Below are 13,601 nucleotides of genomic sequence, written 5' to 3'. Positions count from 1 at the left end.
CAGCGAGTCGAGAAAAGGTCGGGGGCCAAAACGATACGGGATGATACAGCGGATGCAACGTGGACACGGTCAGGTTTGAGGAATCGGGCGGTGGGCAGATTGCTTTCGCGAGCAAGCCCGATCTCCGCAAAACTTTCGGGATAACTCAGGGTACCAACACAGCCACACGCAACTGCTCATTCAACGCTTGCTCGTGAAAGGTTTGGCTCTTGCTCGCCCAAACCGCATGGGCCGGGCTGATTTCACCCGTGAAAGCGGCCGCCAACTGACGCAAATCGGCGACGCTTCGCACGCGGGGGCAGAAGGGTTCGCCGTCGCAGTTCTGACTGGCGCCGCGGTAAGTGGTCAGTAACCGATCCCACAGCCCGTCACGCACCTGCCTGACCGACTTGAGCTTCACATCCTGCACGCCCAGTCGCTGTTTCAGACTTTGTTCGTCGAGCATTTCGCTGGCCAGCAGTGCCTTGCCGAACATCAACACCTCAGCGCGGGACGCGGTGTCCACGTTCGCCTGGCTGGTCAGGGCATCCGGCCAACCGGTGCGATCCATATTGGCGAGGACCAACGAGTTACCCGTGTCAGCTGCGCCCGCCAAACGACAAACACCCGCCCACAGCAACAAAATCGAGGCCATACGTAGCCATTGCATACTTAATTCCCTTTAAGCGTTGAAGGGACGTTTTTCGAAACGTCCTACAGATTCTGGCGCGCACCATACAGAGGATTGATGCGCTGCGCCTGACAAACACGTAGGAAATTCGACCTCTAGGGGAATTGCTGAAAAAAGCCTCGGGGAACACGTAGGCAAAAGGCCACAACGCAGGTAAATCCCCTACAAACCCCGTCCATTTGCGCTGTATTGCGATGCCTGGGAGCGGGCCTCTATAGTTTGCCGCGCCGCTGAACACAGGACTGACCTCATGCAAGACCGCTATCGCCCGCTCAAAACCAGCTACAGCGAAACGCCCGTGTTGGTCATTGATACCGAGGCCGACCCACACGAAATCCTCGACGCCGCCCGACAACGCATCCGCGCCGCCAGCGATCTGCTCGAAACGCTGTATTGCCTGTGCTTCAAACAGGCAAATGCGGGCGACATCCCCAGCATCGTCAACGCGCTGTACCTGCTCACCCAGGACGGCAACGAACTGCTCGACATCGCCCGGCAACGCTTGCCGAAAATCCCCGCTGGTTAATGCCCGCACGAAAGTCCCTGTGGGAGTCGGGCTTGCCCGCGATGAACGATAACGCGGTGCGCCTGATAGCAAACGAGAGCATTTGCGGCCGGGGATAAATCCGTAGGCAACGCCCTATCAAAGCTTCGTCCCGGTCCTACAAGCGAAGACTCTTTGTCGCCTATCGCGACTTGGCGGCTCACACCTATAGTCGTGACCGTCGCTGCAAAATCAGCGACTCGGGCTTGGTCACCCGATTAGAGAACTCATTTCGCTTCCGTTGTATGCTGCGGCACCTCAAGTGCTGCACGCTATATGGTGGCTGTGTTCGGGACGCCTTCGGGCGTACCGGCAAAGTGAGTTCTCACCGGTTTGACCAACCCGAACACAGTCCGCCTCCATCGCTTGGTCACGCTGGCGGCGGTTTCCCCGATGTACTTGAGAATTCTCACTATGAAAAAATGGAATCCGCTTTCAAACAATCGTTACCTCCCCCTGCAAACCAACCTCACCGATTCCCAGCCCCTGATCATCGACACAGAGGCCAACCCCCACGACATCCTCGAAGCCGCCCTCCAGCGCATTCGAGCCTCCAGCGACCTCCTCAAAACCCTGCACTGCGTTTGCTTCAAACACGGCGACGTCGAAGACATCCCCCACATCACCCACGCGCTCTACCTCTTGGCCCAGGACGGCTGCGACCTGCTCCAAGTCGCCCAACAACGCATGATGGGCTGGAAAGCACCCGCCTGACGCCGAGTGAAAAGATCGTTCCCACGCCCTGCGTGGGAATGCCTCTACGGACGCTCCGCGTTCGGCTCTGGGAACGTCGAGCGTCAAACACCGGAGATAACCATGAGCAAGTTTTTCGATGAGCTAATGGAGAGCGTGCAACAGATGAACGAAATCATAAGCGGTGAGCGTGAGCCTTCTCGCGAATTTCATATCGATGCGCTGCAAGTCAAAGAAAACCGGGCTCGATCGGATGCTTGTGTGGAAGCGAGCAACACATCCTCACTTCCCCCCACGCCTGAAGCCCAATAAGCTCCGCGCAAGCCCAACCGGACACCTGCACCATGAACCTCGCCCCCAACTTCCCCGACGACCACACCATGCACCTGCTTATGCAGCTGCTGCACGAAGAACTCGGCCTGCCCGAACGCAAAACCATCAGCCTCACCACCTCGATCAACTTCGACCTGGGCTGCAACGGCGCTGATGCGCGGCATTTGATGGAGGCACTGGAAGAACAGTTCGGGATTGACCTCGTGGACTACGACGCCTATCGCTACTTTCATCCGGAAGGATTTGATGTGCATCTCAAGCGGAGGGCAAAGGGGCGCGGGGACAAAGTCCCGCTGACCATCGGCATGCTTTACCAGGCGGTCAAAGTACAGCGCTGGGATACACAGGAAATGGAAAGCAAATACTGCAAAAGCTGCGAGTGAAAAGGCCCATAACTGCAATTATTCTGGCGCTATCACCTCAGAAGTGAAGGAATATTAGCTGCATGGCTAGAAAAACAGCGCCACTGCTTCCTCGTACCAAACGACTGCTTACCGAGTTCGGCGAACGCCTGAAACTGGCACGTTTGCGTCGAAGGTTGACCGCTAAAATGGTGGCAGAGCGGGCCGGCATGTCTGTCATGACCTTGCGTTCACTGGAGTCGGGTGGTGCAGGGGTGACGATGGGGGCGTATCTGTCAGTGATGCAGGCATTGAGCCTGGAGCAAGACTTAAACAAGCTTGGCGAATCCGATGAGATGGGACGTCGATTACAGGATGCTCAGTTAAGTCGACCCCCAAGCAAAAAGATCAAAAAACCCAGCCTCGAACATAGCTCCACTGCCGCCAAAGTAAGCAAACCGTGCAGTTCTCCGATAAGTAGTGTTATTCGTAAATCGGATTACAGCGGGATCGATCTTCACGACTTCCCACTGAACACCGAAGCATTTTCCGCTTTATTTACGAAAAAAAAGAAGTCCGAACCCAGCTGATAACGAGCGAGGTGGGTGGTTTCGTGCGCGATGGCCAGCACAAATTCCAATGTTGAGTATATTAAACAAGTGGCGTGGCGGGATAACAGAGATTAGGAGGGCGTTTGATGAAGGTATAGATGTCGATCAAATGCTAGCAAAATGATACCAATCTGGTTTAGTCTCGTGACAGCGTGCTTCAGTATGTAGATAGCACCTCCGACATGGATGAACGAGTGAGCATGACACCACAATGCCATAGTGAACAATACCAAATTATGGCTGATAAAAATCAGCTTTCAAATTTTTGCAAAAAAAACATTCAGTACGATAGATTTCACATAACCCTCTCCACACTAACGAAAACAAAATAATTAATATCCTCAAGGAAATCGAGGTCTAAATTGTCTCTAATCGAATACCATTTATATCGTGTTAAATTCATAAAACCATCTCAACTTCCACTATTCGCGGAAAATCTCTCTCCTTCGGAAATATTCAGACGAGCCCTAGAAGAAAAGCCTTCAATGGAACTACGAAGAGATAACACCTGGCATATAGGAAACATTCAAACAATAAATCATGACGGCGGTAAATTTGCGGTCGGCAGAACGACAAAAACCACAGTTGAAAAATTTGATGAGCTTTCCGGTGATTTCTTGGAAGAAATGGATGATTCCGGGCCATATACGTATGTTTATTTTGACCAAACGATAGGGCTTCTAGGGATTGCCAAAAAATCCAAAGTCGCACCAGATGTAATTTCCATTTCAAAAAAAATAAAGGGCTTGCTAGAAGCAACTAATATAACAGTCGAAATTGGAGTAGAGGTGGTACTCGCACCAATACCAGACCCAGAAACCTTTATAGAGAAAATAAGATCTGCATACGCTATAAAAAAATTTAAAGCGTATTTTACCGGCCCCAACCCTGTAGATGCAGATGCCCTGTTCCAGCGACCGCTTGCAGTATATTGTAAGGACGTGAATGGAAAGTTCGGAAGCGTCGAAGTTGTAGGCGACTCTCTAAACGAGGAAGTCGTTGAAGCAGTAACAAAGTCAACAGCCGCAACCGCCAACACCGTGTCTGCACGCATTCAACAAGCACCAGGTAAAAAGTCCATACCAATTTCATTAAAAGGAGATGCGGTAAAAATCTCAGTTGACCCACTGACTAGCGACATAGACGTCCTTAAGGAAATGCAGAACAAATACAATGAGATAAGATATGATCATTGACGAACATATAACATCGATGGACACTCTGATCCAAAGGCTAAATGAGCTACCTAATAATTTTGTTTATCGTGGACATGCGGATTCAGACTGGAATCTAGCTTCCACTTTAGAAAGAGTACTAGGAAAAAACTGGAGCGCATATAACGCAAGACTTTTTGAAGAGCGCTCCTTAAGCACCTTTATTTCGAAATATCATATATACAACAAATCTGAACACACTCCAGTTTCAAAGCTATCGTGGCTCTCCGTAATGCAGCACTATGGCACCCCTACCAGATTGATCGATTTTAGCGAAAGCCCATATATTGCATTATATTTCGCTCTTGAGAACTACAATCCTTCATCCAACAAAGATCTATCTATTTTTGCCCTTGACTATGTGGCGATAATGGATAGATCCATATCCTACATTCAAAGTGTCGATGCGAAATTTTCAGAAACCAACACATCCATTAGTAGTAAACCTGACCAGGTATTTGAAGAGGTTGTTGATAGATTTGCATACGATATACTCTGGATAACTGAGCCCTTAGAGCTAAATGCTCGAATAGACCGACAGTCAGGTACCTTTTTGATATCTGGAAACAGAGAAAAAACCATCGATTCAATTATTAATTCAGAATTGTATTCAGATTGCAAAATGCACAAAATAACCATAGACAAAAGCCTTTATGTAGCCTGCTATGCCGCGCTTAGGAAGATGAGCATCAATTCAAAGTCTATTTATGGCGATTTGTCTGGACTCGCTCGAGCAATCCGAATGGAGCTACAAGTCTATACCTCATAACGCTCAACAAACTAATCACTAAGAAATATAACAATAAAAAGCCGCCCAAAGGGGCGGCTTTTTCATTCGCTAAATCCAAGCCTTACAGCTTAGGACCCGCAGCCTTGATCGCGTCACTAACCTCAAACTTCTTGAAGTTCTCAACAAACAACCCAGCCAGTGCCTTAGCCGCTTCATCGTAAGCAGCCTTGTCAGCCCAGGTATTACGTGGGTTCAACAGGCCAGTCTCAACGCCCGGCACTGCCAACGGCACGTCCAGGTTGATGGTGTCGAGGTGCTCGGTTTCAGAACCAATCAACACGCCGCTCTGGATCGCTGCAATCACGCCACGGGTGGTCGGGATGTTGAAGCGTTTGCCAACGCCGTAGCCGCCGCCGGTCCAGCCGGTGTTGACCAAGTAAACCTTGGAGCCGAAGCCGCGGATGCGCTTGATCAGCAATTCTGCGTATTCGCCGGCCGGACGCGGGAAGAACGGTGCGCCGAAGCAGGTGGAGAAGGTCGACTTGATGCCGCTGCCGGAACCCATTTCGGTCGAGCCCACCAGTGCGGTGTAGCCGGACAGGAAGTGGTAGGCCGCTTGTTCTTCGCTGAGGATCGACACAGGCGGCAGAACGCCGGTCAGGTCGCATGTCAGGAAGATCACCGCGTTTGGCTCGCCACCGAGGTTATTCTCGGAACGCTTGGCAACGTGCTCCAGCGGGTAAGCGGCGCGGCTGTTCTGGGTCAGGCTGACGTCGGCGTAGTCGGCGTGCTTGGCGTCATCGATAACGACGTTTTCCAGGACTGCGCCGTGTTTGATGGCTTTCCAGATAACCGGCTCGTTCTTCTCGGACAAGTCGATGCACTTGGCGTAGCAGCCGCCTTCGATGTTGAAGACAACGCCTTCGCCCCAGCCGTGTTCGTCGTCACCGATCAGGTAACGGCTTTCGTCGGCGGACAAGGTGGTTTTACCGGTGCCGGACAGACCGAAGAACAGGGTTACGTCGCCCGCTTCACCGATGTTGGCCGCGCAGTGCATTGGCAGCACGTCAGCGGCCGGCAGCAGGAAGTTCTGCACCGAGAACATGGCTTTCTTCATTTCACCGGCGTAGCGCATGCCGGCGAGCAGCACTTTCTTCTGGGCGAAGTTGATGATCACGCAGCCGTCGGAGTTGGTGCCGTCACGCTCTGGAACGCACTCAAAGTTGGCGACGTTCAGAACTTGCCACTCATCACGACCGGCCGGGTTGTACTGAGCCGGGTTGATGAACAGGCAACGACCAAACAGGTTCTGCCAGGCAGTCTGGGTGGTCATTTTCACGGCGAGGTAGTGCTCTTCAGCCGAACCAACATGAACGTGGGAAACGAAATGCTCTTGCGCGTTGTTGAAGGCCTCGACGCGGTCCCACAGGGCATCGAACTTGTCGGCCGGGAACTTGCGGTTGATCGGGCCCCAGGCAATGGCGGCCTGAGTGGACGGCTCTTCAACGATGAAACGGTCGACTGGCGAGCGGCCGGTACGGTGACCGGTGCGAACAACCAGCGCGCCAGTGTCGGCAAGCTCGCCTTCACCGCGATTCAAGGCTTCTTTTACCAGATCATCAACACTCAGATCGGTATACACGGCGTTATTGGCTTGCGTCATGAGATTCCCCGTCGGCCAGTGGCCGAGTGTGCTCCAAACGTTTTGTAGTAGAAAGTCGTGCACTACTACCGCGACAAAAAGTGGGCCGGATTATGCCAGAAACGCCCAAAAAAAGTAGGGCCCTCCCGTCAGAACGGCGTTATTCCGGCGCTATCCAGTGAATTTACCTGCGCTGAACCGTTTTAGTGCCGGGTATCTGACGGCGTATCGACACCCGCTCCCGCGAACAATTGACTGATATCGGCCGCATCAAACAGGTAGCGCTGGTTGCAGAACTGGCAATCGATCTCGATGTGGCCGCCGTGCTCGATCACCAGCGCCTGCGCGTCTTCCATACCCAAGCTGACCAGAGCATTGGCCGAACGTTCGCGCGAGCAGCTGCAACGGAAACGCAGTTTCTGCACATCGAACAGGCGCACTTGTTCTTCGTGGTAGAGGCGATGAAGCACGGTTTCGTTGTCCAGGCTCAGCAGTTCATCGGCGGTCAGGGTGCTACCCAGCGCGGTGATGTGCTGCCAGCTGGCGGCGCGTTCTTCTTCGTCTTTCAGGCGGTCGGCAGGCAGTTGCTGCAGCAACAGGCCACGGGCGCGACGGCCGTCGGCGTATAGCCAGAAACGAGTGCCAACCTGTTGCGACATGACGAAGTAATTCGTGAAGCACTCCGACAGGGTTTCGCCATCCAGGTCGACAATACCTTGGTAACGCTGACCCTGGGTCGGATCGACGGTCAATGCCAGCACGCCGTTGGGCATCAAGTCGGCGAGGGTCGCGTCGGGGGCAATCCGGTCGGCTTCATAACGGGCCAGGCCACGGATTTCACGCTCGCTGGAGCACTCGATCATCAGCAGCGGAATCGGGCCATCGGAACGGGCCTGAAGAATCAGCAAGCCATCGAACTTCAAGGTGCCGACCAGCAACGACGCCGCCGCCATCAGCTCGCCGAGCAGTTGCGCGACCGGCTCCGGATACGGGTGTTTGGCGAGGACTTCGGCGTAACTACGCTCCAACGAAACCAGCTCGCCGCGGGTGTCGCTGTCATCGAAGATGAAGCGTTGGGTGTAGTCGGTATCCGGTAGATCGGTCATAGGTCTGGGTTCTGAAGTAATGACAAAATGGTTACAGATCGTGAAAATTGCGCCTTTGCAGCACCATTTTGGTGCGCGATGTTCAGCCATGGGAGGCATTTTATGAACAATCCGGGTTTGTTCCAAGCAAGGTGGAATCTGCGCCGGTTGGCTCTGTGCAATTTTGTGCCTCTGGCACTGCTGGCCTTCTGGTTATGGCCTACGGGTCAGATGCTGTGTGTGATTTTCGACGAGTGGCTATTTCATCTGCTGAATGCGCCGCTGGCCAGCAACCCGATATGGCTACGCCTCTGGGCGATTGCAAGTCTGCGCCCATTCGATGTGGGGAGTTTCGCGGATGAGTGTGGTGTTTAGCGCCTGATTTTGTGGTGCTGCCGGCGAGTGCTGCGCACTCGATCGCGAGCAGGCTCACTCCCACATCGGTCTGCGCAATACCTGTGGGAGCGTGGCTTGCCCGCGAAGATGTCAGCCCAGACGACACAGAAGCATCTACCTCACTCGTCGTTACTGCTGCCCCGAAACTTGAACAAATCCCGTCGCTGTTTCTTGCTCGGCTTGCCATCGGTGCTCACGCCCAACGCGCCAGCCTTGCGCATGGCCGCGGCCGCTTCGCGCTTGGCGATGCTGGCATCGGTTTCCGCATACAACGCCTGAGCTTCAGGGGCGCCACGGCGCACAATCGATAGCGCCTGAACCACCACCGTGCGTTCCTCGAACCCTACGCGAATCTGAAACTCATCGCCGATCCTCAGCTCCTTGCCCGGTTTGCAACGCTCACCCCGACAATGCACCTTGCCGCTTTCAATCGCCGCTTTCGCCAAGGCACGTGTTTTATAAAAACGCGCAGCCCACAACCACTTATCGAGACGGACCTTGTCGTCCTCTTCCTGTTTTTGTGCCACTGGAATTCCTCTTTCAGCCGATAGTCGGAACTGTACTACCGTTTCTGTCGGGCGCAAGAACTCGCTCCTCCAGATAGACTGTGATCTTGGCCGGCTCACCAGCATGGAGTAATCGATTGACTATATTCCCGTCTACATTGACCTCGCCGCAGGGCGGTTGCCAGGGCTGCCAGCAAAGCGAGCCGCTTGGCTTCGATTTTTCTTTTGCCTACCAACCGATCGTCGATCTGCGCGACCGGTCGGTTTTTGCTCATGAAGCGCTGGTCCGCGGCATTGCCGGGGAAGGTGCCCTGTCCGTACTCGACCAGGTCAACGAGGAGAATCGCTACCGCTTCGACCAGCTCTGCCGGACCCGCGCCATTGAAGGGGCGGCCAATCTAAACATGCAGACACACTTGTCCATCAACTTCATGCCCAACGCCGTGTACCGCCCGGAGCTGTGCATCCGCACCACTCTGGAGGCCGCGAAAAAACACAACTTCCCCATCAACCGTCTGATTTTCGAAACCCTGGAAAGCCAGCACGTAGATAACTATCGCCATTTGACTAATATTCTGCGTGAATACCGCGAATTCGGCTTCAAGACCGCCATCGACGATTTCGGCGCGGGCTACTCGGGGCTCAATCTGCTGGCTGATTTCCAACCGGACCTGATCAAACTCGACATGGCACTAATCCGCGATGTCGATCGCGACCGTGTTCGTCAGGCTATCGTTCGAGGGGTTGTCACAATCTGTGCGGAGTTGAACGTTACAGTCATCGCCGAAGGCATCGAAAGCGCCGGAGAACGGGATTTCCTGGCGGACTGTGGAATATTTCTGATGCAGGGTTACTGGTTCGCCAAGCCTGCATTCAAAGCGTTGGCCCAGGTAACACCTGAGGCCTGGACGCGTTAATCGCCGGTTTTTTCCTATTGAAGACATTTGACCATTTGACCGTTATCGGTCTGCGCGAGTGGGTGGCGCTTCCGGATCTGGGAGTCGCGGGCCTGCGCGCAAAGATCGACACCGGCGCCAGCACCTCAAGCCTGCATGCCACCGACATCGAGCCGTTCGAGCGCGACGGTGAAAGCTGGGTGCGCTTCACGGCGCACTTGGGCACGGTGGTGCAATTGCGTCATCGACGCTGCGAGGCGCCTTTGGTGACGCGCAAAACCATTAAAAGCTCCAACGGTCACGCGCAGATGCGTTACGTGGTCAGCACCACACTGGCCCTGGGTGATCGGGTATGGCGGGTGGAATTCACCCTCGCCTGCCGCAAGTCCATGCGTTATCGCCTGCTCCTCGGTTCCAAAGCCCTGATCGACGGCCAACTGGTGGTCAATCCGGGCATTAAATATGTACAAGACAAGCCGGTGTTCCCGGTATCTACCTCTTCCACAGGTGTTGCATGAAGATCGCTGTGCTGTCGCGGAACCCGCGTCTGTATTCCACTCGTCGTCTGGTCGAAGCCGGTACCGAGCGTGGCCATGAAATGGTGGTGATCGACACCCTGCGCGCCTACATGAACATTGCCAGCCACAAGCCGCAGATCCACTACCGCGGCAAGCCGCTGGAGGGTTTCGACGCGGTGATCCCGCGGATCGGTGCGTCTGTGACGTTTTATGGCTGCGCGGTGTTGCGCCAGTTCGAAATGATGGGGGTTTTCCCGCTCAACGAATCGGTGGCCATTGCCCGCTCGCGGGACAAACTGCGTTCGCTGCAATTGCTCTCACGCCGCGGGATTGGTTTGCCGGTGACCGGGTTTGCGCACTCCCCGGATGACATTCCCGACCTGATCGACATGGTCAACGGCGCACCGCTGGTGATCAAGGTGCTGGAAGGTACTCAGGGCATCGGCGTGGTGTTGTGTGAAACGGCGACGGCGGCAGAGTCGGTGATTGAGGCCTTCATGGGCCTGAAGCAGAACATCATGGTTCAGGAATACATCAAGGAAGCCGGTGGTGCAGACATTCGCTGCTTCGTGGTCGGCGACAAGGTGATCGCGGCGATGAAACGCCAGGCCAAGCCGGGGGAGTTCCGCTCCAACCTGCATCGCGGTGGCAGTGCCAGCCTGATCAAGATCACTCCGGAAGAACGCATGACGGCGTTGCGTGCGGCGAAGGTCATGGGTCTGGCGGTGGCGGGCGTGGATATCCTGCGCTCCAATCACGGACCGCTGGTAATGGAAGTGAACTCCTCGCCGGGGCTGGAAGGGATTGAGACCACCACCGGGAAGAATGTGGCGGGGATCATCATCGAGCATCTTGAGAAGAATGGCGGGCCGAATATGACGCGGACCAAAGGCAAGGGTTAAGCCCGGAATCATGTGGCGGTAGGGACACCGCCTTCGCGAGCAGGCTCGCTCCCACATGGGAAACGCATTCCAATGTAGGAGCGAGCCTGCTCGCGAAGAGGCCATCAGTCTCAGCAAAAATGCCAGCTGTTAAACCGCATCCCGAGGCAGCATCAACCCAAGCGGCAACCGCACCCGCGCTTCCAGCCCGCCACCCGACCGATTGCGCAACTCGACATTACCGCCATGCATCGAAGCAATCCGCTTCACGATGGCCAGCCCAAGTCCTGTCCCCTTTCCGCCCCGAGCACGATCACCCCGAGTGAACGGGTTGAAGATCGCCTCCAGCTCCGACGGATCAATCCCTGCCCCACGGTCCATGACGCTCAGCACCACATACGGGGCGCTGGTATCGCCGGAGACATAAGCCGCCACCTCAACCCCGCTGCCAGCATGGTGCAAGGCGTTGCCGATCAAATTGTTCAGCAATCGCTTCATCGACACCCGACGCAGCGGAAACGGCTGGATCGGCTCCAGGCGCAACCGCACTTTTTCTTCGTTCTGGTTGTAGGGCGCAGCGACTTCACGAACCAGGTCGCTCAGGTCCACTTCTTCGACAGACTCGTCACGACCATCGCGGATAAACGCCAGGAACTGGTCAAGAATCGCGTCCATGTCTTCGATGTCGCGCACCATCGCGTCGGTGAGGTCGTTGTGGTCGCCCATCAATTCCAGGGACAAGCGCAAACGGGTCAGTGGTGTACGCAAGTCGTGTGATACCCCGGCCAGCATCAGCTCACGCTCGCGACCGGCTTGCTCAACGTCTTCCGCCATTTGGTTGAAGGCGCGATAAACCTCGGTCATCTCACTCGGTGTGTCACTGATCGGCAGGCGCACGCTACGACCCTGGCCGAGTTGCCGTGCGGCATAGACCAGACGTTTCAACGGTTGATTGAGCTGGCTGACGAAGATCCACGCCGAGGCGGTGGACAGCAAGCCGATAGCAAGGAACCAGCCGAGCACGTTCCAGATTTTCTGGCCGCGCAACGGATGCGGATACAGCGGCACTTTCAGCCAGCCATCGCCCAGGCTAGGTGCCCGAACCCACAGGGCCGGCGGTGAGTGCATACGTAATCGCACTTCGGTGTCGGCACCCAGCTCCGCCTGCATCTGCCGCTGATAGATCTCGCTGTAGGGCCAGTGTTGCTCGCCTTCCGGCACACCCGCACCCACGACCCGGATCAGGGTGGCGGCATCAGCGATCTTCTCTCGGTTTTTTTCATCGGCAGCCCAATAGGCGCGCAGCGTCAGGGCGACGCCGTGGCTGTATTGGCGATCCACCAGCACGTCTTCGTTCATCAACAGATAAACCAGGGTCAGTGCCTTGGAAAACAGGACGACGATCAGCACCAGCCACAGGGTGCGGGAGAAAAAACTCTGGGGGAACCAAACGGGGGTTTTCATGAATAACCGCTACACACTTGCAGGAGCGAGCGATGCTCGCATATTGCGGATCGCGAGTCTGCGGACAATTGTCCGCAAGACCCGCTCCTACAAATCGCCGATCACTTGGTGGCGGCGCCATCCGGAACGAACACGTAGCCCACGCCCCAGACCGTCTGGATGTAACGCGGTTTGGACGGATCAGGCTCGATCATCCGGCGCAGACGGGAAATCTGCACGTCGATGGAACGCTCCAGGGCATCCCATTCGCGGCCACGGGCCAGGTTCATCAGCTTGTCGCGAGTCAGTGGCTGACGCGCGTTCATGACCAAGGCCTTGAGCACCGCGAATTCACCGGTGGTCAGCATGTGCACTTCGTCACCGCGCTTGAGTTCGCGGGTGGCCAGGGACAGCTCGTAGTCACCGAAGGTCACGCTTTCGTCTTCGCTGCCCGGTGCACCCGGCACAGGTGTCGACTGACGGCGCAGGACCGCTTTGACACGGGCCATCAGCTCATCCGGGTTGAAGGGCTTGGCCAGGTAATCGTCGGCGCCCAGTTCCAGGCCCTTGATACGGCTCAGCTCATCGCCCTTGGCGGTCAGCATGATGATCGGGATCTGATTGTTCGCCGTGCGCAGCCGGCGGCAGGCGGTGAGTCCGTCTTCGCCGGGCAGCATCAGGTCGAGGACGACCAGGTTGAACACTTCACGCGCCAGCAGGCGATCCATTTGTTCGGTGTTCGGCACGGCGCGGGCGCGGTAGCCCTTGCTGACGAAAAAACGTTCCAGCAGGCTGCTCAGCCCTGGATCGTCATCAACAATAAGAATTTTTTCGCCTTCAGCATTGTTTGCAGTGCTGCTCATTAGATGCTCCTTTGATCTCGGCGCGCATTATGGCGTAGCTGCCGTTATACGCACCGTGTGCATTGTTAGCAGATTTTTCCTTCACCGCCAGAAATCCGGCCTTCGCGCTACCGCCTGCGATGCCCCTGAATGATAGAACGCTGGTTATAATGCGCGGCCTTTTGTGTCAGGCAACGTCTGATCATTACTGTAGGTGGCCGTTTTTTATTTTCATGGCACAGGCAGTAATTGTTCG

15 protein-coding genes and 2 pseudogenes are annotated in these 13,601 nt (G+C 55.4%); 11 read left to right on the top strand and 6 right to left on the bottom strand.

What is annotated here, in order from left to right; all coding sequences use genetic code 11:
- Nucleotides 1-145: 145 nt before the first annotated feature.
- Nucleotides 146-649, bottom strand: a complete 504-nt coding sequence (locus tag ACA068_RS01200) for a polysaccharide deacetylase (protein ID WP_403104372.1) — start codon at nt 647-649, stop codon at nt 146-148.
- A 271-nt stretch (nt 650-920) separates the two neighbouring features.
- Between ACA068_RS01200 and ACA068_RS01195 the strand changes: the two genes are divergently transcribed.
- The 7 genes and pseudogenes from ACA068_RS01195 (at nt 921) to ACA068_RS01165 (ending at nt 5,175) form a co-directional block, all read left to right on the top strand.
- Nucleotides 921-1,196: a hypothetical protein gene (locus ACA068_RS01195; protein WP_497306972.1), complete on the top strand. Its 276-nt coding sequence runs from the start codon at nt 921-923 to the stop codon at nt 1,194-1,196.
- A gap of 432 nt (nt 1,197-1,628) precedes the next feature.
- Entirely contained in the window at nt 1,629-1,928 is a 300-nt protein-coding gene (locus tag ACA068_RS01190) for a hypothetical protein (protein ID WP_497310522.1), read from the top strand.
- Between the two features lie 102 nt (nt 1,929-2,030).
- Nucleotides 2,031-2,150: pseudogene (locus tag ACA068_RS01185) on the top strand (transcriptional regulator); the annotation flags it as partial.
- A gap of 101 nt (nt 2,151-2,251) precedes the next feature.
- Nucleotides 2,252-2,623: a DUF1493 family protein gene (locus ACA068_RS01180; protein WP_497306970.1), complete on the top strand. Its 372-nt coding sequence runs from the start codon at nt 2,252-2,254 to the stop codon at nt 2,621-2,623.
- Nucleotides 2,624-2,685: 62 nt separating this feature from the next.
- Nucleotides 2,686-3,171 carry a helix-turn-helix domain-containing protein gene (locus ACA068_RS01175; protein WP_497306969.1) on the top strand — a complete coding sequence of 162 codons (486 nt, stop codon included), beginning with the start codon at nt 2,686-2,688 and terminating at the stop codon, nt 3,169-3,171.
- Between the two features lie 383 nt (nt 3,172-3,554).
- Nucleotides 3,555-4,388 (top strand): hypothetical protein, encoded by an 834-nt coding sequence (locus tag ACA068_RS01170; RefSeq protein WP_497306967.1) that lies wholly within the window; start codon nt 3,555-3,557, stop codon nt 4,386-4,388.
- Entirely contained in the window at nt 4,378-5,175 is a 798-nt protein-coding gene (locus ACA068_RS01165; RefSeq protein WP_497306965.1) for an FRG domain-containing protein, read from the top strand. The genes ACA068_RS01170 and ACA068_RS01165 overlap by 11 nt, the downstream gene beginning before the upstream one ends.
- 82 nt (nt 5,176-5,257) lie before the next feature.
- Here ACA068_RS01165 and ACA068_RS01160 read toward each other — a convergent pair whose 3' ends face one another.
- Together ACA068_RS01160 and hslO are read right to left on the bottom strand one after the other, a co-directional pair.
- Nucleotides 5,258-6,799, bottom strand: a complete 1,542-nt coding sequence (locus ACA068_RS01160) for a phosphoenolpyruvate carboxykinase (RefSeq protein WP_497306963.1) — start codon at nt 6,797-6,799, stop codon at nt 5,258-5,260.
- 182 nt (nt 6,800-6,981) lie between these two features.
- A complete protein-coding gene (hslO, locus tag ACA068_RS01155; RefSeq protein WP_497306962.1) occupies nt 6,982-7,884 on the bottom strand; it encodes an Hsp33 family molecular chaperone HslO in 903 nt (300 codons plus the stop codon).
- A gap of 102 nt (nt 7,885-7,986) precedes the next feature.
- Between hslO and ACA068_RS01150 the strand changes: the two are divergent.
- Nucleotides 7,987-8,205 (top strand): annotated as a pseudogene (locus ACA068_RS01150) (phosphatase PAP2 family protein); the annotation flags it as partial.
- A 173-nt stretch (nt 8,206-8,378) separates the two neighbouring features.
- Here ACA068_RS01150 and ACA068_RS01145 read toward each other — a convergent pair.
- Nucleotides 8,379-8,786, bottom strand: coding sequence for an RNA-binding S4 domain-containing protein (locus ACA068_RS01145; RefSeq protein WP_497306960.1), 408 nt, complete (start codon nt 8,784-8,786; stop codon nt 8,379-8,381).
- A gap of 116 nt (nt 8,787-8,902) precedes the next feature.
- Between ACA068_RS01145 and rimA the strand changes: the two genes are divergently transcribed.
- From rimA to rimK, 3 genes are read left to right on the top strand one after another with little or no spacing between them, the layout of a single operon-like run.
- Nucleotides 8,903-9,682: a S6 modification regulatory phosphodiesterase RimA gene (gene rimA / locus ACA068_RS01140; RefSeq protein ID WP_497310521.1), complete on the top strand. Its 780-nt coding sequence runs from the start codon at nt 8,903-8,905 to the stop codon at nt 9,680-9,682.
- A gap of 17 nt (nt 9,683-9,699) precedes the next feature.
- Nucleotides 9,700-10,179, top strand: a complete 480-nt coding sequence (gene rimB / locus ACA068_RS01135; protein ID WP_010464766.1) for a retropepsin-like aspartic endopeptidase RimB — start codon at nt 9,700-9,702, stop codon at nt 10,177-10,179.
- Nucleotides 10,176-11,081: a 30S ribosomal protein S6--L-glutamate ligase gene (gene rimK / locus ACA068_RS01130; RefSeq protein WP_007949201.1), complete on the top strand. Its 906-nt coding sequence runs from the start codon at nt 10,176-10,178 to the stop codon at nt 11,079-11,081. The genes rimB and rimK overlap by 4 nt, the downstream gene beginning before the upstream one ends.
- Before the next feature lie 129 nt (nt 11,082-11,210).
- Here the strand turns inward: rimK and ACA068_RS01125 are convergent, their stop codons facing one another.
- A complete protein-coding gene (locus tag ACA068_RS01125; RefSeq protein WP_461978476.1) occupies nt 11,211-12,524 on the bottom strand; it encodes an ATP-binding protein in 1,314 nt (437 codons plus the stop codon).
- A gap of 101 nt (nt 12,525-12,625) precedes the next feature.
- The gene (gene ompR, locus ACA068_RS01120; RefSeq protein WP_010464774.1) at nt 12,626-13,366 is read right to left on the bottom strand and encodes an osmolarity response regulator transcription factor OmpR; all 741 of its coding nucleotides are present in this window, start codon (nt 13,364-13,366) and stop codon (nt 12,626-12,628) included.
- Between the last annotated feature and the right edge of the window lie 235 nt (nt 13,367-13,601).

Source organism: Pseudomonas sp. LBUM1660 (genome assembly GCF_059695935.1).
Note: the sequence above shows the minus strand (reverse complement) of the source record. Positions and strands in the feature narration are given on the sequence as shown.